At 44.4% G+C, this 19,574-nt stretch carries 18 protein-coding genes; 11 read left to right on the top strand and 7 right to left on the bottom strand.

What is annotated here, in order from left to right:
- Window positions 1-125: 125 nt before the first annotated feature.
- A complete protein-coding gene (locus PQ469_RS09545; protein ID WP_274212749.1) occupies window positions 126-1,409 on the top strand; it encodes a hypothetical protein in 1,284 nt (427 codons plus the stop codon).
- A 3-nt stretch (window positions 1,410-1,412) separates the two neighbouring features.
- Here PQ469_RS09545 and PQ469_RS09540 read toward each other — a convergent pair whose 3' ends face one another.
- Both PQ469_RS09540 and PQ469_RS09535 read right to left on the bottom strand, forming a co-directional pair.
- Window positions 1,413-1,661 (bottom strand): hypothetical protein, encoded by a 249-nt coding sequence (locus PQ469_RS09540; RefSeq protein ID WP_274212748.1) that lies wholly within the window; start codon window positions 1,659-1,661, stop codon window positions 1,413-1,415.
- Window positions 1,662-1,859: 198 nt separating this feature from the next.
- Window positions 1,860-3,821 (bottom strand): M1 family metallopeptidase, encoded by a 1,962-nt coding sequence (locus tag PQ469_RS09535; protein WP_274212747.1) that lies wholly within the window; start codon window positions 3,819-3,821, stop codon window positions 1,860-1,862.
- A gap of 199 nt (window positions 3,822-4,020) precedes the next feature.
- Here PQ469_RS09535 and PQ469_RS09530 point away from each other — a divergent pair, with 199 nt between their 5' ends.
- The 3 genes from PQ469_RS09530 to PQ469_RS09520 all read left to right on the top strand — a co-directional run bounded on the left by PQ469_RS09530 (window position 4,021) and on the right by PQ469_RS09520 (window position 4,833).
- Window positions 4,021-4,242 carry a DUF2683 family protein gene (locus tag PQ469_RS09530; RefSeq protein ID WP_274212746.1) on the top strand — a complete coding sequence of 74 codons (222 nt, stop codon included), beginning with the start codon at window positions 4,021-4,023 and terminating at the stop codon, window positions 4,240-4,242.
- Window positions 4,230-4,496, top strand: coding sequence for a Txe/YoeB family addiction module toxin (locus tag PQ469_RS09525; RefSeq protein ID WP_274212745.1), 267 nt, complete (start codon window positions 4,230-4,232; stop codon window positions 4,494-4,496). The genes PQ469_RS09530 and PQ469_RS09525 overlap by 13 nt, the downstream gene beginning before the upstream one ends.
- A 109-nt stretch (window positions 4,497-4,605) precedes the next feature.
- Complete coding sequence (locus PQ469_RS09520) at window positions 4,606-4,833, top strand: hypothetical protein (protein ID WP_274212744.1); 228 nt, start codon at window positions 4,606-4,608, stop codon at window positions 4,831-4,833.
- 180 nt (window positions 4,834-5,013) lie between these two features.
- Here PQ469_RS09520 and PQ469_RS09515 read toward each other — a convergent pair whose 3' ends face one another.
- The 5 genes from PQ469_RS09515 to PQ469_RS09495 all read right to left on the bottom strand — a co-directional run bounded on the left by PQ469_RS09515 (window position 5,014) and on the right by PQ469_RS09495 (window position 10,547).
- A complete protein-coding gene (locus PQ469_RS09515) occupies window positions 5,014-5,394 on the bottom strand; it encodes a DUF5071 domain-containing protein (RefSeq protein WP_274212743.1) in 381 nt (126 codons plus the stop codon).
- Between the two features lie 17 nt (window positions 5,395-5,411).
- Window positions 5,412-7,628 carry an outer membrane protein assembly factor BamB family protein gene (locus PQ469_RS09510; RefSeq protein ID WP_274212742.1) on the bottom strand — a complete coding sequence of 739 codons (2,217 nt, stop codon included), beginning with the start codon at window positions 7,626-7,628 and terminating at the stop codon, window positions 5,412-5,414.
- A gap of 291 nt (window positions 7,629-7,919) precedes the next feature.
- Window positions 7,920-8,849, bottom strand: a complete 930-nt coding sequence (locus PQ469_RS09505) for a nucleoside hydrolase (RefSeq protein ID WP_274212741.1) — start codon at window positions 8,847-8,849, stop codon at window positions 7,920-7,922.
- A 6-nt stretch (window positions 8,850-8,855) separates the two neighbouring features.
- Window positions 8,856-10,166, bottom strand: a complete 1,311-nt coding sequence (locus PQ469_RS09500; protein WP_274212740.1) for a hypothetical protein — start codon at window positions 10,164-10,166, stop codon at window positions 8,856-8,858.
- A 135-nt stretch (window positions 10,167-10,301) separates the two neighbouring features.
- Window positions 10,302-10,547, bottom strand: coding sequence for a hypothetical protein (locus PQ469_RS09495; RefSeq protein WP_274212739.1), 246 nt, complete (start codon window positions 10,545-10,547; stop codon window positions 10,302-10,304).
- A 132-nt stretch (window positions 10,548-10,679) separates the two neighbouring features.
- Here PQ469_RS09495 and PQ469_RS09490 point away from each other — a divergent pair, with 132 nt between their 5' ends.
- The 7 genes from PQ469_RS09490 to PQ469_RS09460 all read left to right on the top strand — a co-directional run bounded on the left by PQ469_RS09490 (window position 10,680) and on the right by PQ469_RS09460 (window position 19,520).
- Window positions 10,680-11,927: an efflux RND transporter periplasmic adaptor subunit gene (locus tag PQ469_RS09490; protein WP_274212738.1), complete on the top strand. Its 1,248-nt coding sequence runs from the start codon at window positions 10,680-10,682 to the stop codon at window positions 11,925-11,927.
- A gap of 128 nt (window positions 11,928-12,055) precedes the next feature.
- Entirely contained in the window at window positions 12,056-13,513 is a 1,458-nt protein-coding gene (locus PQ469_RS09485) for a TolC family protein (protein WP_274212737.1), read from the top strand.
- A 138-nt stretch (window positions 13,514-13,651) separates the two neighbouring features.
- Window positions 13,652-14,317, top strand: coding sequence for an ABC transporter ATP-binding protein (locus PQ469_RS09480; protein WP_090651970.1), 666 nt, complete (start codon window positions 13,652-13,654; stop codon window positions 14,315-14,317).
- Between the two features lie 22 nt (window positions 14,318-14,339).
- On the top strand, window positions 14,340-15,572 hold the full coding sequence (locus tag PQ469_RS09475; RefSeq protein WP_274212736.1) for an ABC transporter permease: 1,233 nt from the start codon (window positions 14,340-14,342) through the stop codon (window positions 15,570-15,572).
- A gap of 29 nt (window positions 15,573-15,601) precedes the next feature.
- The gene (locus tag PQ469_RS09470) at window positions 15,602-16,789 is read left to right on the top strand and encodes an ABC transporter permease (RefSeq protein ID WP_274212735.1); all 1,188 of its coding nucleotides are present in this window, start codon (window positions 15,602-15,604) and stop codon (window positions 16,787-16,789) included.
- A 75-nt stretch (window positions 16,790-16,864) separates the two neighbouring features.
- Window positions 16,865-18,238 (top strand): sigma-54-dependent transcriptional regulator, encoded by a 1,374-nt coding sequence (locus tag PQ469_RS09465; RefSeq protein WP_274212734.1) that lies wholly within the window; start codon window positions 16,865-16,867, stop codon window positions 18,236-18,238.
- Window positions 18,222-19,520, top strand: coding sequence for a sensor histidine kinase (locus PQ469_RS09460; protein ID WP_274212733.1), 1,299 nt, complete (start codon window positions 18,222-18,224; stop codon window positions 19,518-19,520). Before PQ469_RS09465 ends, PQ469_RS09460 begins: the two co-directional genes overlap by 17 nt.
- Window positions 19,521-19,574 lie beyond the last annotated feature (54 nt).

Genomic DNA, 19,574 nt, shown 5'->3' with positions numbered 1-19,574 from the left:
GATTTTAACTTTAGCAAAACTTGCAAATAGCATACAGAATTAAGCATAACAGGCGTTTCAATCCTGTTCAAGTTTGTTCAAGCCGTTTTTGCGGGTTTAAATACTGCGTCATTGCCTAAAAATTGATGGAAAAAGAAAAACAACTGCTTTTATTATGCTGCCAGCTTATTGAACGCTCGTTAAACTGGGGTGATAACAGCATTTGGACTAATGACGATTTTGATCAATTGAGCAAACTGATCTTCGAAAAAACAAAAGTAAGCCTCAGTATTTCTACCCTAAAACGCATTTGGGGCAAAGTGCGTTATGATAGCTACCCAACAGCCGCAACACTTAATGCCCTGGCCCGTTTCCTTGATTATGAAAGCTGGCGCGATTTCAGGCAGCACCACCAGGTTAATGGCGTAATTGAACAAAGCGAGCTACCCAGCACAATTGAGCAAATTCCGGCAGCCAATGCCCCCTCTAAAAACAGGTACAAATACATATGGTTCACCGCTATCCCCTTACTATTGTTTGGCGCCTTTTATTTTGCCGGATTTAACAGAAAAGACTCACCGGATTTGTCAACCGTAAAATTTAGCAGTAAAAAGACATCTGATGACCTGCCCAATTCTGTGGTTTTCAATTATGACGCATCTGCCTTTCATTCAGATAGCGTTTACATCCAGCAATCATGGGACCCACGCCGACGTGAGCTTGTGTCCGGCGATGGTAAACAGCATACGTCCATCTACTATACCCCCGGCCATTTTATAGCAAAACTGGTGGTAAACAACCGGATAGTTAAACAGTCTGTTGTTTTTATAAAAACCAAAGGATGGGTTGGTATTATAGACCATCAGCCTGTACCGGTGTACTTGTCATCTGCCGAAATAAAGGGTGATGGCTATATGGGTATTACAGATAGCCTGATGCAGCAAAAACTGGGCACACCGGTGTTTAATGATACCTGGTTAAAATTTTCCAACGTGCGCGAGTTTCCGGGCATCCGGGCCGATAATTTCACGATGGAATGCACGCTGCGCAATACAGCAACGCCGGGCCAATCTGTTTGCCGCAAAGCCGATTTAACCATTTTGGGCGATGGTATGGCCATTGTGATACCCATTGTAAACAAAGGATGCATTGCCAATATGGGCGTTTTAACCGGCCAATATTGGATTGGCGGCAATGACCATGACCTGAGTGGATTCGGCTGCGATTTCAGACAATATCAAACCTTAAAATGCAGTGTTAATAACCATCGCTTAAAAATTTATCTCAATAACAAACAAATCATGGATGTTGAACAAAAGCGCAACATTGGCCGTATTGTAGGCCTGCGGTTTGAGTTTGAAGGCCCCGGCCAGGTAAAACATTACAAGCTGGAAACGCCCGGTTCAAAGGTATATGAGGAGAGTTTTTAAACCTCAGGACGTCAATTCTACCTTTTGGTTAAAATCCTCGTAGCTTAGTTTCCCTTTACGCAGCTGGCTGATGTATTTAAAAACGCTTAGTTTATCCAGCTCCTGCTTGTAGCGTTCGCGGTCATGGTCTGTCGACAGGTTGCCCTGTAGTTTTAAGCGGATAGATGTGCGGGAGATGTCCTCCTCCAGTTTATCTATCGGGCAATTACGAAGATCATCAAAGTTACTGCGGGGGAAAAGGATACGGTCCATTGGTTTTTTGCTTCCTTAAATTTAAAGGCCGGGCATCAACATCAATTTAACTGTATGTTATTTTATTGTTATAGATAAAGGGTAGAGCGACAAAAAAAACTTAAAAAAACATTATCCTCTCACATATCTTTCATCCACCTTTCCCGCACCGTTGGCGCCCTTTCATACAACCTTCAATCACCTTCCGTGCCGTGTTGGCTAATTAACAATTTTATAAACATTGTTGGCCCTGTTTACATCGGGATAGAGGCTATCCGGATCGATGGTTACTTTGGTTACCGTCGCTTTTTTGTTGCATGTAAAAGTGTAGCTGCCGGTATACTCCCATACCTCTACCGGGAACTCCCGGTGCTCTGTAGAGCCATCGGCGTAGGTGAGTTGAACCACCAACGGCATGGCGGCTTTTTCCAGGTTTTCGATGGTGATCTGCGCCCTGCCATTTCCCATGTTTTCTACTTTAGCTACTCCCTGGTCAAGGCGGTAATTTTCTAAAAACATCGATTTCCAAAACCAGCTAAGGTCTTCGCCTACCGAGCTGTCCATACTCCTGAAAAAATCCCAGGGTGTAGGGTGCTTATAGGCCCAATCGGCAATATACTTGCGGAAAGCTTTATCAAACCTTTCGGGGCCAACTACCTGGTTACGCAGCAAGGTTAGCACATAGGCAACCTTTTGGTACTGAACCGGGAAAACCATATCGCCGGGTATGGCATCGGGCCGGGTAATGATGGGGACCACCCGCTCTGAAAAAAGCGTATCAAGCGGGCTGTATATCTCGGCATAGCCCCTGAACTCGCCTTTGTTAAAATCTTTTACAGCCAGGTTATCAATAAAGGTATTAAAACCTTCATCCATCCAGGCGTATTTACGCTCGTTGCCGCCTACTACCATCGGGAACCAGGTGTGGCCCAATTCGTGGTTTACCACCATAAAATATGCGTTACCGGTATCCCTGGCCGAACAAAATACCATCCCCGGGTACTCCATACCATCCAGGTTGGATGCCACATTTACTGCCTTATTGTAAGGATAAGTAAACCACTTTTCCGAAAAATGCTGCAAAGTGAATTTGATATATTCCGATGACCGTTTCCAGCTATCTTTTTTGTTGGATTCAACCGGGTACAGCGAGCTTCCCATTACCTTTTTACCCCCGGCTACCGGGAAGCTGAAGGCTTCCCAAATAAACGCCTTCGAGGCCGTCCAGGCAAAATCACGGGTATTATCCATCCTGTATTTCCAGGTACAGGTAGCTTTTACAGGCCGCGTCGAGGCTTCCGCAACTTCTTTGGCCTGGCGGATGAACACCGGCGTCTCGCTTTGTTTAGCAGCCTGCCAGCGCTTAAGCTGTACAGGGGTTAATACATCTTCGGGATTCAGCAAATCGCCCGAGCCCTCTACAATATAACCCGCGGGCACTGTAATATTCACGTTAAAATTGCCGTATTCCAGGTAAAACTCGCCATTACCCAGGTAAGGCAAGGTATTCCAGCCTTCCACATCGTCCAATACGCACATCCTCGGGTACCATTGGGCAACGGCGTAAATGTTGCCGTTTTTGGTTGGCAGGATATCGGTACGGTTAACCAGGAAATCGGCATTCTTATAGTTTTGAGGGAAATTGTAGCGGTACTGAACGCTGAAAGTTACTTTCTGCCCGCTTTTTAAGGGCTGCGGCAAGGTCAACTCCATCCGGGTATCGTAAATGTTATATTTAATGTCGCCTGTAATTGCGCCATCCTTCAGCTTTACTGCCTGTATATCGTATCCCCCATCGGCGGTTTCTTCATCCGGGTTTTTATAGAGGAATAATTTTGATTTTATGCCCCTTGAGTCTTTTTTAAACACATTTTGTTCCAGCTGCAGCCATAATGACGATAGCGATTTGGGGCTGTTGTTGGTATAAGTTATGGTGGCGGTTCCGCTAACCACGTTCTTCTGATCATCCAGGGCTACATCTATCACATAATCGGCCTGGTTTTGCCAATATGCAGGTCCGGGTTCGCCGGTTGCGGTACGGTATTCATTACCGGGGGGCAACAGCGGTAAGGCGGGGAATAGATCGGTGGGGCGATACCGCGACTGGGCTAACGCGCAATGGCCAATAAAAAGTAAGCAACAAGCAATAATGATTTTTATGCTTTGTAGGGGATTATGCATATTTGATATTTTACTATAGTGGCTAAGATAAGGCAAAAAGCGAAATTCTCACAAGTTGCCATTTGTCTATTCAACACGATTTTGCAAAAGGCAATTAAAAATCATTGGAAAGTAAGAGATATGGGCAAGCCGTGTCTTTTTACAATCAAAAGCATAACAGCCAATTGAAAGTAAAATCAAAAATAGCTATATTTGATACATGACTACATTGACCATCCATCCTATATCTGAAGACCAGGAAACTGCCATCCGTATATTCCTCGACGCTTTACATGTAAATTATGATGCCAGTGAAGAAACTGACAATACTTCATACCTGTTATCATCTCCTGCCAATGCCGAACATTTGCAAAAATCGATACAACAAGGCCAAAATGGCGAAATTACCAAGCTTGGCCTTGATGATATATGGAAGCTATAAACTTCACCTCCGAGGCATTAACAGATCTTGAATATTGGAAAAAAAGCGGCAATATTATGGTTTTGAAACGTATTCGTCAGTTGTTACAAGCTATTCAAACAGATCCTTTTAACGGCATTGGCAAACCCGAAGCCCTAAAATATAATCTATCAGGCGCATGGTCGCGACGAATTAACCAGGAGCATCGAATAGTATATAAATTTGAAAATAACGTAATTACAGTTTATTCGCTTCGTTTTCACTATTCAAGGTAATATCACTATTTATTGTTTTTGTGACCACTAAATAAAGCTAAAAAGCCTTTATGAAAACAGTAGCTTTTTTACTTAATCAGATTGGCTGATTTTTATTAAAAACTAAATTATGGTTACTGCTGAAATCAAGCTGCCTGAAAAAGACGCAGAAATGATATTGAAGGTAATTTCTAAATTAGGTGGAAAAATCAAAGTAATTGAGCCGAATCGGCCTAAGCTGTCTATCGCAGCAAAAAAAATGAAAAAAGATCTTGAGCAGGCTCTTAAAGAAGTTAAGCTTCATCAGGAAAGAAAAGTTAAGCTAAAAACGCTGTCAGAAGTCTTAGATGAGCTTTAATATTGTAGCCCTAAACAGCTTTAAAAGAAGATGAAACACTTTATTTATTCAAAAAAATTTACGATAAAAGTGATCACGAAAATATTAGCGAAGCTGAGTTAAAACAACTTTTGGAATCCATCAAATTATTGTAAACCTCGTAGGTTTGATCCCCATCATTTACCCCCGGAGACGGCTACCTCATTTATATTCCCCGTTTAAAATAGCAATCGCTTCCAAATTTACCTCATCTTCTATCTCGTCCATTGACGGAAATTTCGCGATCCGTTCAATTTCATTCAACAAAAGGGGATCTGTTGTGCTTCTTGCGAGATATCCCAATACCCACAATTTCCACATTCCATCGTTTGTTTTTAAGATCTTAATTATTTCAGGAACTATCCTATCGGCAAAGGGTTCAAGAATATCGGCAACAGGCCTGGCAATTGGCCAATTCGTATCTTGAAGCCATACTAACAACTCAGGAATAATAGGCTCTAACTGTTCAAACGAAAGCTTTTTAAGGCCTGCAATTACTTCTTGATCGTCTTTATGTTTTGGAATAAGTTTTTTAATATCCATAACTTTTATCAATAATTTTACTCCCCCAACCCAAAACAAACATACTCATCGCCCGATTTACTGTCAATTTTACCACCGCCACAAGCTATAACTACATATTGTTTTCCATCAATTGCATAGGTGGCAGGGGTAGCATACCCGGCGGCAGGCAGTTGGGCCTCCCAAACCATTTTACCTGTTTTTTTATCAAATGCATGAATTTTTTCGTCCTTAGAGGCTGCCACAAATACAAGGCCGCCTTTGGTTACCAACGGGCCACCATATAGTTCGGTACCGGTAATGGGGATGCCTTTTTTCTTCAGTTCCGGATATTCGCCCACCGGTACTTTCCAAAGCAGTTTGCCGGTTGTAAGGTCAACGGCGTTAAGCGTACCCCATGGCGGTTTAATGCCGGGATAACCATCCTTATCCAAAAAACGGTTGTAACCTGTCATGGTGTACGGTATTTCGTCAACCATTTTCTTCTCAGTTTTGGTTGCTGCGGCGCGGTCGCCGGTTGGTTCTTTGGCCAATGTTTTATTTGCCCTGGCATCGGGTAGTTTAAGCAGGAACGCCAGCAATGCCTTTTTATCTTCGGGTGTAATCTGTTTAAAAGATGGCATCATATTGCGGCCGCTGGCTATGATCTGGCTCAGCTGATCTTCCTTATATTTTTTCCCGATGTTGACCAACGACGGATATGACGATCCGTTGCCCTTCAGTTGGGAGCCATGACAGCCAATACAATTTTTATTGTAAACCACTTGCCCGTTGCCGGCCAGCGAGCCATTGCTTGTCGTTTTAGGCACATCAATCATCACCTGCGCCCAGGGCATTTCAGAACAGCTGATGTACATGATATTGGTTTGTATATCAACCGCGGCGCCTCCCCACTCGCCTCCGCCGTCGAAACCAGGAAATATCCAGCCGCCTTGTTTACTCGGTGGCGTAAACATAATGCGGTTTTTAACCTGGTTATATTTATCAAGCATTTCTTTGTGCGCCTCAGGTGTGCGGTCAGTAACATCTTCGGGGTTAAACATTTGGCGGGCAAAGGGCTGTGGCAAAGTCGGGATAGGCTGTGTTGGCCATGGCGCTTCGCCGGGCAAGCCTTTGGTTGGTACAGGAGTTTCCACTATCGGGAAAACGGGTTTACCATTTGTCCTGTCGAACATAAAAATATAACCATGCTTGGTGATCTGGGCAACGGCGTCAATCTTTTTACCATTGTGCATAATAGTCACCAAATTAGGGTTGGCGGGCAAATCCCTGTCCCACAGGTCGTGATGCACCACCTGGAAATGCCATTTAAGCTTGCCGGTGGCAGCATCTAAAGCCAATAACGAGTTGGCAAACAGGTTTTGCCCCTTACGAAAACCGCCGTAAAAATCGCCGCCAATAGAACCCGTGGGGATATAAACCAACCCGCGCTTTTCATCCAGCGCCATGCCGGCCCAGCTATTAGCGCCACCAAACTTTTTATAAGCGGCTGTATCCATCCACGTTTCGTAACCGGCCTCACCCGGGTGTGGTATGGTATGGAAAATCCAGCGCACTTTCCCTGTACGTACATCGTAAGCTCTTACGTGCCCAGGCGCGGCATCTGCCGATTCAGCTACGCGCGTGCCAACTATCAGCAAATCTTTATAAACTACACCCGGCGTTGTACCGGCCACAAATGATTTGGTATCCCGATCAAGGTTCTTCGTCAGGTCCAGGTAACCATTTTTACCAAAGGTCATAATGGGGTTGCCGTTTTCTGCGTCGATGGCAAAAGTTTTGGCGCCAACGCTGTAAAACAAACGTTTTTCGCCGCCACTTTTGTTTTGCCAGTAAATAACTCCCCTGCTCACTTTGTAGTAAGCCATCGGATCGCCGCTGTTGGTGGTATCGGCCTTGGCCGGGTCAAAAAGCCATTTTTGTTCGCCGGTTGCCGCATCCAATGCAAACAGCTTCAGTTTGGGGCTGGTGCCATATAAAATACCATCAACCATAATGGGGTTACATTGGTTTTGGCTGCGGTTGGCCGTGTCTTTATCGTTAGTGCTGTACCGCCAAACCTCCTTCAGCTTGCTAACGTTACTTAAATTAATTTCCTCATTTGATGAATACCGGTTACCTTCTTTTGATCCCGCGTAGGCCCCCCAGCCACTGTTTGGCGGCCCTGGTTTTAAGTTATGGCTGGGCTTTGGATTTTTACAGGACACATATGTACAGGTTGCAATTAAAAGGGCTATCAAAAATCGGGACTTCATTGTTGTATTGGGTTAATGGTATTATTATAATGGGTATGCTGAGCAGTAAAATTTTGCTAATTTCCGGAGGGGAATAATGTGTATCGCAGGGCGGCGAGTTGACTCACCCCGACGAGGCTACGCCCGTCTGCCCCTCTCTCCGCTTCGCGCATAGAGGGGCTAAAATATTATTTTTATTTGCTCAACCCTCTTTGCGGCTTCAGCCGGAGAGAGGAGGGTCGGCCAGCGCAGCGTAGCCGGGGTGAGTCGTAGCCAGCGTTCAAAGCCAATGTTTGCGCAAACCCCAACACGTCACTTCCCTTCCATCCTATTCCAAAAATCTGCCTGCATTTTAGCCGCGTCAATCGTTTTGTAAACCGATATCTCGCGTGCGTCGTTCTCTGGCGGCACAAGTGCGCTTATCTTTTCGGCTTTGGCGGGATCAAGATAGGCCATTACCAGGGCAAGGTCCCACATAATCCAGATTTGGCCGGCTTCTACAAAATCCCAGCGGTTATACAACAGCTGGCCCAATTTACCCTTATCTTTTAAATTATCCCGGCAAACTGTGCGGTCGAATTTTAAGGCAATGGCGGTATTAATGGGCATAATTGTCAAATCCAAACCTTTGCAGTTCAGCAACAGGTCGAAGGCGTTCAGGTCGTTACGTACATTAAATTCGCTTTTATCCCAAACCTTGCGGTCGCTAAAATATCGGGCAGCCAGCAGGTAAACTCTTATATGCGGAATAATGGTGGTATCGGCCTGTATAGCCGATGCCAGGTTTGATGCCGCGCCTATGCACAAAACATCCAGTTTTTCGCCTGCTTTAAGCTGGTGTACGGTAGCTATGATACCCTTTTCGGCTGCCGAAAGCACCGGTTCTTTGCCGCCCCAGGCGTGGCCTATGGTTCCGCGGCCACCCAGCGGGTGTGGTATATCGGTGCGGCCCATAAGTTTCAGCATCTCCTCGTTTAAATCCTGGCTTAGCTGTACCGTATTGATGTTTTTGGTAGGGTAATAATGCCATTTTTCGCCAACAAGCATATCGGCATTGTTAAAATGGGCCGAGCTTAGGCCAACTACATTTACACCTGCATCTTTAAGCAGGTAAGTAATGGCGTACAAATCGTCCATCTCATTGGCCGTATCAGAATCAAGCCAAACTATTCGTTTTTGCGCATAGCAGCAGCCGGCTAATAATATAGCCGCAAGACAAACAGGGACAACTTTTTTAAACATAGTGGTTTACTTTTGGAGCAACTGGTCGGGGCCGACCTCATTGCTCAGCAATTTACCAAAAAGTTCCCATTGCTTCGCAGGATTTTTGGCAGTGCCGCCATTTCTTTCAATATAGTCCTTTACCAAATCCTGCCCGTAATTATAGTTAATTACATAACTGCGATTCTTTTTGATAAAGCTGATTGATTTTGCCGCCGTTTCATCGTTCATCAAACAATATTTGGTAAGGTAATTGGTCGCTTTATCTTTAGGCATGGTGTTGTTTACCAGCCCCCTTGCAGCCTCGTTGCGGGCATAATTCAACTGGCCCCGGATAGCCAGCGCTTTAAAATACAGGTCGATACCGGCTGTATCCAGGCCGGCCAGCGGCAGCAATACATTTTTGGCAAACTTCGCTTTATCCTCGCCCGGGAAAGCCACCTCGATGCCATAATTGGCACTGCCCTCGGCAATTAAACTTTGCGGACTAAACAACGGGTAAAGCGAAATCTCCACCCAGCCCTTATCGCGATACAAGTGTTTCTCCAACAACATGTTGTATACATGATGGCCGGGATAACTTTCGTGGCTGCCCACATCAATGGCACGGTCAATAAAAATCTTCAGGTCGGTGTTAATTTGTACGGTGCTTTTATAATTACCTTTATACCAGTTGTACCCGCTCCAGGGCTTATCGGTTACATATTCCAGCGAAAACGCTTCGCCGGCGGGCAGGCTGTAATGTGCCATGGTACGTTTACGGGCCTCGGCAATGGCCGCTTTTATAACCGCGTCAAGTTTATCTTTGGGGATAATGAATCTATTGGCAAGTTTTTGAAAACGCTCACTTACCCTGCCTTTGCCCGGCAAAATACTATCCAGCAAAGCTATCTGCGCTTTAAAATGATCCTCGTCATAAACGGGCGCCGATACGCCAAAAAGCTCCTTCGACTCTTCGTCAAAAGGCCTCTCCTCGCCCGAGTAAATCCTGATGCGCCGGCCAAATGCCACCAGTTGATTAATCATCCAGTCTGCCCGCATTTTATTGCTGTCAACTTGCGCATTAGTCGAAATTATTTTCAACTCATTCATCAAAATATTGGTATTGGCCAGCAAACTATCCTTCGGAAACTCTTTTGCAGGCGGCAATTTTGGCTTTAACGAGTCGGGCCCGTAGTAGGCATCCACAAAGTCAGTATCGTACTGGCCAATGTTAAGGCCCAGCCTAACATACTCAGTAGCAAGGGTATTAAGCTTCTTATTCTCGTCCAGCTGTGCCGGTCCATGTCCGCATGATAACATAAAAAACAGGGGTAAATAGAGCAGTATTTTCTTCATAGCCAAGTATCCGGTTCGATGTAAATGTGGAACAAGATAATAATTACATTGTTTACAGAAGGAATGTTTGTCTGAATCAGAATTTACAGGATTTTTGAATTAGCAGAATGAAGATGGACACAGGACACTCAACTGTTAACAATTTCCAAATCCGCCATACATGGCTTTTGACTTTTGAATTTTACCTTTTGACTTAATTTTAGCGTTGCCTGCGGCCCGGGCTCTATGCTCATACGCGCACAAGGCATTAGGCTCTTGGCCGGTATCCGCGCCGATCCCTAACGCAATTGTCTGAACCTGAATTAAACGAATTAAAGAATTAACAGAATTTAAAGCAAATTCGAGAAATTCTAAAAATTCGTTTAATTCAGGTTCAGACAATCCCCCCGTCCAAAATCAAAACATTTGTCCGATATCGAACACTTTTTCAAAATAAAAATCACATAAAACACTAATAATAAACACTTTAACATTGGTATACCTATTGCAAAACCTTATGCAAATTATATCACAATGGATAAGGAAATTACGCTCGAGGTAACATCGCAAAAAAGAAAAAAAGGCGCGGTGATAGTAGTGATCAGTATCGCGGTATTAGTACTGCTGGTTGTTGCTCTTCGGGGATTCATCAAATCATCGGTAAAAAAAGCAGAGATCACTACCGCCACCGTAGAAGTTGGCAATATAGAAAACACCCTTAATGCTACCGGCGAAGTTTTGCCCGAGTTTGAGGAGATCATCACCAGCCCGATCAATGCATCTATCAAAAGTGCGTTGATGGACGCGGGTAATAAAATTACTCCGGGCCAGTCTATATTAACCTTAGATAAATCGGCCACCCAAACAGAATTTGATAAGCTAAACTTTACCCTCGAATCAAAACGGAACGAGATTGCTAAACTAAAACTCGACCTTGCTAAAAGCTTTTACGATATCCAATCAAACAACGACATCAAGCAACTGCGCATCAGCAGCCTGGCCGATGCCGTTGAAAATGCCAAGCGCCTGTTTAAAGCCGGCGGCGGTACCCGTGAAGGCATTGAACAGGCCGAACTTAATCTTAAAGTTGCCCAGCTGGAAAAAAAGCAGCTGGAAAACGAGATTAAAAACAAGCAGCAAACCATGCAGATAGAGATTAAAGAAGCACAGATTGCTGCCGCCATACAGGAAAACGATTTAAAGGCCCTGCAACGCAAGCTTGCACTGGCCAATGTGGTGGCTACCCGCACTGGCGTTATCACCTACGTAAACAAAAACATAGGCGCCAACGTGCACGAGGGCGAAACCCTTGCCCGTATTGCCAACCTGGGCAGTTTTAAGGTATCGGGCAGTATATCAGATAATTCGATGGACCAGCTGCACAGCGGGATTCCGGTAATTATCCGCATTAACGATACGCAACTGCGCGGGCATGTTACCAATGTGTCGCCATCGGTACAAAACAGCATCATATCTTTCGATATCCAGCTGGACGACCGCGCCAACAAACAGCTTCGCCCCAATATGAAAGTGGATGTGTTTTTGGTAACGGCAACCCATAGCAAAATTATGCGTGTTGCCAACGGTCCGGCGTTTAAAGGCCCTACTGTACAGGACATTTTTGTAATTAACAAAGGCAAAGCCGAACGGCGCACGGTACACATTGGCCTTACCAATTTTGACTATGTGGAGATTGAGGATGGGGTTAAACCCGGGGATGTGGTGATTACATCGGATATGACGGAGTTTAAGAACTCGAAGGAAGTAACGATAACGAATTAAGTTAACCATAAACGTCTTTGCGAGGAACGAAGCAATCTCTTTAGGACAGGTGATTAACCTGCAAAGCTGATTTGCATATCGGGGATTGCTTCGTTCCTCGCAATGACGGTTGAAATAGCACAAGACAAATGAAATTATTATACACCATATTATTACTAACCATTTGTTCAGGGGTATTTGCTGCGGGCAGCAGCGATACGCTCCGGCTTACCCTGCAACAGGTGGTTGAGATGGCCAAGGCTAACTCTATAGCCGCCAAGCAGGCTGCTACGGTGCGCGAAACCAAATACTGGGAATACCGCACCTATAAATCAAATTACCAGCCGCAGCTATCACTCAGTGGTATTTTACCGGGCTACACCAAAACGTTTACCCAGGTACAGCAACCCGATGGAACCATACAGTTTCAGCCTATACATAATGATAACTCGTCGCTGGCACTTAATTTTAGCCAGAGCATTACCGCCACCGGCGGAACGATTTACGGAACCACGCAATTGCAGCGTTTTGATGATTTCGACAGGCATAATGTGCTTTACAATGGCATCCCATATGGCATCGGGTATACCCAGCCCCTGTTTCAGTTTAACAGTTTAAAGTGGGATAAACGCATTGAACCTTTAAAATATAACGAGAGTAAACAGGCCTACATTGAAGCACAGGAAAAAATAGCCATAGATGTAGAAGGTTTCTTTTTCGATTTGTTGCTGGCCCAGGTTAACCTTAAAATTGCCGAAACCAATTACGCTAATACCCAAAAAATCATGAGCATTGCCAATACCAAATTTGAATTGGGCAAGGTTTCAAAAAACGAGATACTGCAATTGCAACTGGAACAAATAAACGCCAAAAAAGCTGTAGGCACCGCTAAACGCGATATGGAAATTGCCACCCTTAACCTACGCAGCTATACCGGGCAGGAAGGCGAAGAAAAAATTGTACTGGTAGTACCCGAACAAATTAGCCAGATGCAGGTATCGGCAGATAAAGTTTTGGCCGAGGCATTTTCCAACCGCTCGGATGCCATTGCATTTTTGCGCCGCGTGGCCGAGGCTAAGCGGGATGTGGCAAAAGCAAAAGGCCAAAATGGTTTAACCGCTACATTGAATGCCAATTTGGGTTACTCAAATACATCAACCAGTATACCGGGTGTTTACAAAAACCCGCAAAACCAACAGGTGTTACAGGTGCAGTTAGCCGTGCCCATTTTGGATTGGGGGCGTTCTAAATCTCGCACCAAAACGGCCCTGGCCAACCAGCAGTTTACCGAGTATGCAGTAGAGCAGGACAAGCAAACTTTTAAACAGCAAATTATAACCCAGGTATCCCTTTTTAATGTAATGAAAGAGCAACTGGTATACACCGCCGAGGCCGACAGTATAGCATCAGAAAAGTACCAGATAGCCCGCGAGCGCTACGTTTTAGGCGACCTGAGCATCACCGACCTTGGCATAGCCTTCCGCGAAAACGACCAGGCCAAACGCGACTATGTAGCTTCCCTCCGCGATTTCTGGGGAGCCTACTACCAGTTACGCTACCTGTCGTTATACGATTTCGAAACCAACAGGAAAATCAATTACCAGTAGGGAAAGTCAAAATTCAAAAGTAAAAATTCAAAAAGCCCATCGCTTCAATAATTAAAAAAGACAAATTCAATAATTCAGTCATTCAATAATTCAATAATTAACAAACCACTCACTATTCACCACTCACAACTCACCAATATGATCCGTTTACAAAACATCGAAAAAGTGTACCGTACCGACACTATAGAAACCCTGGCACTGAACAGCATAAGCCTTGACGTGGCCAAAGGCGAATTTTTATCTATCATGGGGCCATCGGGCTGCGGCAAAAGTACGCTGCTTAATATTATAGGGCTGCTGGATGCGCCATCAAAAGGAAACATCAAAATTGCCGATAAATCAACTGAAAAGCTGAGCGATAAGCAACTGGCACAGTTCCGCAATAAAACACTGGGCTTTATTTTTCAAAGCTATCACCTGATTAACGACCTACAGGTTTTGGATAATGTAGAGCTGCCCCTGCTGTACCGCGATACCACAGCAAAAGAACGCAAAATGCTGGCCACCGAGGCATTGGAAAAGGTAGGCTTAGCCAACCGCATTAAACACTTCCCAACCCAACTATCGGGCGGGCAACGCCAGCGTGTAGCCATAGCCAGGGCCATAGTGGGCAGGCCGGATATTATTTTGGCCGATGAGCCAACCGGCAACCTGGATAGCGCCATGGGTAACGAGATTATGGACATCCTCATCAACCTTAACCGTAACGAGGGTACTACCATTGTAATGGTTACACATGATGAAAACATGGCCCACAAAACTCACCGTTTGGTACGCCTGTTTGATGGTTCGCAAGTTCAATAATTAACCGCTTAAACAATCAGTCATGCTTAAAAATTATTTTAAAATAGCCATAGCGGTGTTAAGGCGAAGAAAGTTTTTCACCTTTATCAGCCTGTTTGGTATCAGCTTTACCCTTACCATACTGCTGGTACTTACCGCCTTTATAGATAAAATTGCCGGCGACAGCTATCCCGACAGGAAACGCGATCGATCGTTGTATATTTCAAGAATGCAGGAGATAAACAAAACCGGCGGGCAAAGCTCGGGGCCTTTATCTTACTATTTTTTAAGCCACTATGCAGGTAGTTTAAAAACGCCTGTTAAGGTGGGCATTTCCTCTATATTCAGCGGCACAAATACTTATGTTAACAATAAAAAGATTGCTGTAAACTATAAATACACCAATGATGCCTATTGGGATATTATGGAATACGATTTTATTGAAGGCAAAGCTTTTAATAAACAACAGGTTGATAATGCCGATAAAGTAGTGATCATATCAGAGGATATGAAACAGCAATACTTCGGCGATGTACCCTCGGTTGTAGGCAAGTACTTCGAGGCCGATAACGTGAAATACAGGGTAACCGGCGTGGTAAAAAATGTACCTATAACCAGTTATATGACCTATGGCGACATCTACCTGCCCTATACTGTATCAAAAACTGATTACCGTAAAGATAAAGGGTACAGGGGAGGTTTTTTTGGCGTGTTGCTTGCAAATTCAAAAGCAGATTTACCGCGTATGCATGATGAATATCAAAGTATGGTTGCCCGGTTGCCAATGGAAAGCAAGGAGTTTGATAAAATATTCAGCCATGCCGATCCTTATATTGTAAGCTATGTAGATACCGGCAACGAAAAATCATCGGGCGTTATGATCGTGTTGACAACCATTGGCATATTTGCCCTACTGGTAATGATGCTGCCAACGCTTAACCTGGTCAATATCAACATCACCCGTATTATGGAACGCTCGTCAGAAATTGGCGTACGCAAGGCCTTCGGTGCATCATCCGGCACCTTGGTTTACCAGTTTATTGTCGAAAATATCATACTTACGCTGTTGGGCGGCTTTATCGGGGTTATATTATCCTTCGTAGCTATCCAGGTACTAAATGGCATGAACCTCATCCCCAACCTGGTACTATCCATCAATTTTACTGTTTTGGCAATTGGCCTGCTCATTTGTTTTCTGTTTGGTTTAATCTCAGGCGTTTACCCGGCCTGGCGCATGTCAAAACTAAACGTAGTAACGGCTTTGAAAGCTTCATAACAATTATTCATCCTTTAAATCAAGATATTATGTTTAAGCATTTATTTAAACTCATCTGGAATAAAAAGAAGCAAAACTTTTTATTGATGTCCGAGATGCTATTCTCGTTCCTGGTGCTATTCGCGGTATTTAGCCTTTTGGTTTACTACTATAACAATTATAAAAAGCCAATTGGGATTAGCTACCAAAACGTATGGGTTGTTAGTTATAATAACGCCCTGCAAACAAAAAACACCGATTCGCTGAATACTTATTACGAAACATTGCGTAATAATATTAAGGCCATGCCCGAGGTAAAGGAAATCAGCTTTTGCAGCGACAACGTCCCCTTTTCGGCAAATACGTGGACAGGACTGGCTGGTTACAATAACCACAATTACAGCAACGTAAATATGTATAATGCCGAGGATAGCTATCTGAAAACTTTAAACGCACAGCTGCTGGAAGGCCGTTGGTTTAACAAAAGCGACGTGGCTACCAAAATACCACCTGTAGTTATCAATAACGAATTACGCGAGAAGCTGTTTGGTAAAGGCGAAGCGATAGGAAAAATCATTGATGAGAGCGACGACGGCAAAAACAAGAAAAGAGTAGTAGGCGTGATACAGGCCATCAAAGCCAAAGGCGATTATGCTGCTGCCGGCGATGCGGTATACCACAGAACCGACACCGGTTCTTTCAGGTCGCTTGGTAAAATCATGGTGCAGGTTGTGCCCGGGGCCAACGCCGCCTTCGAAGCCCGCCTGTACAAAACTTTAGCCAACTATATGAAAGATTCGAACGTGGAGATTGAGCACCTTGTAAACAAACGTAAGGATATTAATTATTTTACTTTAGTGCCCATGATAGTACTAAGTATTGTAGGCTGTTTTTTAGTTATTAACGTGGCGCTCGGCCTGTTTGGAGTGCTTTGGTATAACATTAACAAACGCCGGGGCGAAATTGGCTTACGGCGGGCTGTTGGCGCCACCGGTAGCTCGGTATCTAACCAGCTCATTATGGAATCAATGATACTGGCCACCTTTTCGCTCATCATCGGGTCATTTTTTGCCGTGCAGTTCCCATTGCTAAACGTGTTTGATCTTTCGGCAGGGATTTACCTGGTAGCCATCCTGTTCTCAATCATATTTATTTACCTGCTGGTATTTTTATGTTCATTATATCCGGGCAGGCAGGCTGCTGCCATTTATCCCGCCGTTGCTTTACACGAAGAATAGCATATGGGCATCATAAAAATAACTCAAAACTCACCACTCAATACTTTTAACTAATTACGATATTGACCTGCAATTATGATACTGGTTATTGATGATGATATTGCCGTACGCACCTCGCTTTTGCTGTTACTCAAAAGCGAGGGCTATGATGCTGTGAGCGCCGAAGAGCCCGCCGGGGCCATAAAGATCATAAAGAAAAAAAGTCCTGAACTGATTATTCTCGACCTTAATTTTTCGATTGATACATCGGGCCGTGAAGGGATGAACCTGCTTGAAAACATAAAGCAGCTTAACAGCGCTATCCCGGTAATATTAATTACAGGATGGGGCAGCATCCAGCTTGCCGTACAAGGTATGAAGCTGGGTGCCAACGACTTTATAAACAAACCCTGGAATAACGAACACCTTATACAAACAGTTAAAACACTGTTAGATTTAAGGGATAAAAAAACAGAACACCATACCCGTAAGCAATTAGATAAAACCTACAATTTTCAAAGCATTATTGGCCAGGACCCTCAAATGCTGGATATCCTGGAAACCATAGGCCGTGTGGCAACCACGGACGCATCGATACTGATTATGGGCGAAAGCGGTACCGGCAAAGAGCTGATAGCCGAGGCCATCCACCAAAACAGCCTGCGCCGCAATAAACCATTTATCAAAGTTAATTTGGGCGGTATCTCTACTTCGCTTTTTGAAAGTGAAATGTTTGGCCATATCCGCGGGGCTTTTACCGATGCCCGTTTTGATCGGATTGGCCGTTTTGAAATGGCACACAAGGGTACCATATTTTTAGATGAAATTGGCGACCTTGATGCCAGCAGCCAGGTGAAGCTGTTAAGGGTATTACAGGACCGTACTTACGAAATGCTGGGCAGCAGCCGTACCAAAACATTAGATACCCGGGTGGTTTGTGCCACCAATAAAAACCTTAACGAAATGGTATCACGCGGTACTTTTCGTGAGGATTTGTTATACCGCATTAACCTGATCACCGTTTACCTGCCCGCCCTGCGCGAACGGCCCAAGGATATACCTTTACTGGTCGATTTTTTTATCAATAACCTAAAGGATATCTACAACCGGCCCCAATTATCGGTATCTGCCGCCGCCATGAAGTGGCTGCAGCAACTGCCATTGCCCGGCAATATCAGGCAGCTTAAAAACCTGGTAGAGCGATCAATACTGGTAAGCCGGAAAGATGAATTGGGGATTGATGATTTCCGGTCGCAGTTAGAATTATCGCCGGTAAAAAAAGGAAACATGCAATTACCCGGCGTAGGTACCCTAACTTTGGAAGAAGTGGAGGTTGAAATGATAAAACGTGCCATGGACCACCACAAAAACAAAATAAGCCGGGCGGCGGCGGCCCTTGGGCTCACCCGGAGTGCGCTTTACCGCAGGCTTGACAAATACCAGATACCATACGATGAAGCTGAGGACTAAATATGTTTTATTTGTTGTAACACTGCACCTGGTAACGCTGGTGCTCACTTATTTTATTTTCCAGCAAAACAAGGTTTTCTTTATCGCATCTGAGGTATTTGTACTTATTTCTGTAGTAGTATCGGTGCAGCTTTACCGGCAACTCATAAATCCTTTAAAATTATTAATGCAGGGGCTGGATGCCATAAAAGACAAGGATTTTAACGTAAAATTTTTATCAACCGGCAGGCACGAGGTTGACACATTAATTGATGTATATAATCATATGATGGACGAGTTAAGAACAGAACGTACAAGGCAGGAACAGCAACATTTCTTTTTGGAAAAACTGATCTATACCTCACCTACCGGCATCGTTATATTAGATTTTGACGACCGGATACAACAAATAAACCCAAAAGCCCTGCAATTATTGGCTATCCCGGATGATAAGTTACAAGGCAATTCCATTTATGACCTTGACCATCCCCTGTTTGCGCAGATGAGATTACTTAAATCAGGCGAAACTGCAGTGGTAAAGCCGGACGGTATAAATTCGTTCAAGCTCCAGAAATCGCATTTTGTTGACCGGGGGTTTTCGCGTCATTTTATTATGATAGAGGATTTAACTGCCGAGATTCTGGCGGCCGAGAAAAAGGTTTACGGCAAGGTTATCCGTATGATGGCACATGAAGTGAACAATACCATCGGGCCGGTAAATTCCATTATGCAATCGGCCATGAAAACCGACCAGCTATGGGCCGGGCATGAGTTTGATACCCTTAAGGATGCCTTACAGATAGCCATGGACCGCAACCAAAACCTCAACCTGTTTATGCGCAACTTTGCCGATCTGGTGAAACTCCCGCCTGCCAATAAACAACCTGTTTTACTTCAAAAGCTTGTTCGGTCGGTAGCCACCCTTATGCAGGCAAAAGCCAATGGAAAAGGCGTTGAATTTGAATTTAACCTGCCCGATGAAGCCTTAAGCATCATGGCCGATGAGCAACAACTGGAGCAGGCGCTCATAAACATTGTTAAAAATGCCATTGAAGCTATTGAAGATAAAGGGCTGGTAAAATTCGCGCTCTTCTCCAAAGAACGGAAACTCATCATTGCCGATACGGGCAAAGGCATCACTGCCGAACAAAACAGCAACCTGTTTTCGCCCTTCTTCAGCACCAAAAAAGATGGACAAGGTATAGGGCTTACCTTAACACGCGAGATACTCCTAAACCATGGTTTTGAATTTAGTTTAAAAACCATAACCGCGGGGCAAACCGAGTTTGCCATTTGGTTTTAGAGCACGCAAAATAGCTTTAGTCGTTTTAGCACCAACAATTTGCAATATTTTATT

It is taken from the genome of Mucilaginibacter sp. KACC 22773 (assembly GCF_028736215.1).
In the GTDB taxonomy this organism is placed as follows: Bacteria; Bacteroidota; Bacteroidia; order Sphingobacteriales; family Sphingobacteriaceae; genus Mucilaginibacter.
The sequence above is the reverse complement of the archived record's forward strand: the minus strand, read 5'-3'. Positions and strand labels throughout refer to the sequence as shown.

Coding starts and splice junctions, on each gene's coding strand:
- PQ469_RS09470 (WP_274212735.1), top strand. CDS start 15,602: ATGTTTAAGCATTTATTTAAACTCATCTGGAATAAAAAGAAGCAAAAC.
- PQ469_RS09535 (WP_274212747.1), bottom strand. CDS start 3,821: ATGCATAATCCCCTACAAAGCATAAAAATCATTATTGCTTGTTGCTTA.
- PQ469_RS09545 (WP_274212749.1), top strand. CDS start 126: ATGGAAAAAGAAAAACAACTGCTTTTATTATGCTGCCAGCTTATTGAA.
- PQ469_RS09520 (WP_274212744.1), top strand. CDS start 4,606: ATGGTTACTGCTGAAATCAAGCTGCCTGAAAAAGACGCAGAAATGATA.
- PQ469_RS09510 (WP_274212742.1), bottom strand. CDS start 7,628: ATGAAGTCCCGATTTTTGATAGCCCTTTTAATTGCAACCTGTACATAT.
- PQ469_RS09525 (WP_274212745.1), top strand. CDS start 4,230: ATGGAAGCTATAAACTTCACCTCCGAGGCATTAACAGATCTTGAATAT.
- PQ469_RS09540 (WP_274212748.1), bottom strand. CDS start 1,661: ATGGACCGTATCCTTTTCCCCCGCAGTAACTTTGATGATCTTCGTAAT.
- PQ469_RS09460 (WP_274212733.1), top strand. CDS start 18,222: ATGAAGCTGAGGACTAAATATGTTTTATTTGTTGTAACACTGCACCTG.
- PQ469_RS09505 (WP_274212741.1), bottom strand. CDS start 8,849: ATGTTTAAAAAAGTTGTCCCTGTTTGTCTTGCGGCTATATTATTAGCC.
- PQ469_RS09485 (WP_274212737.1), top strand. CDS start 12,056: ATGAAATTATTATACACCATATTATTACTAACCATTTGTTCAGGGGTA.
- PQ469_RS09480 (WP_090651970.1), top strand. CDS start 13,652: ATGATCCGTTTACAAAACATCGAAAAAGTGTACCGTACCGACACTATA.
- PQ469_RS09500 (WP_274212740.1), bottom strand. CDS start 10,166: ATGAAGAAAATACTGCTCTATTTACCCCTGTTTTTTATGTTATCATGC.
- PQ469_RS09515 (WP_274212743.1), bottom strand. CDS start 5,394: ATGGATATTAAAAAACTTATTCCAAAACATAAAGACGATCAAGAAGTA.
- PQ469_RS09530 (WP_274212746.1), top strand. CDS start 4,021: ATGACTACATTGACCATCCATCCTATATCTGAAGACCAGGAAACTGCC.
- PQ469_RS09465 (WP_274212734.1), top strand. CDS start 16,865: ATGATACTGGTTATTGATGATGATATTGCCGTACGCACCTCGCTTTTG.
- PQ469_RS09475 (WP_274212736.1), top strand. CDS start 14,340: ATGCTTAAAAATTATTTTAAAATAGCCATAGCGGTGTTAAGGCGAAGA.
- PQ469_RS09490 (WP_274212738.1), top strand. CDS start 10,680: ATGGATAAGGAAATTACGCTCGAGGTAACATCGCAAAAAAGAAAAAAA.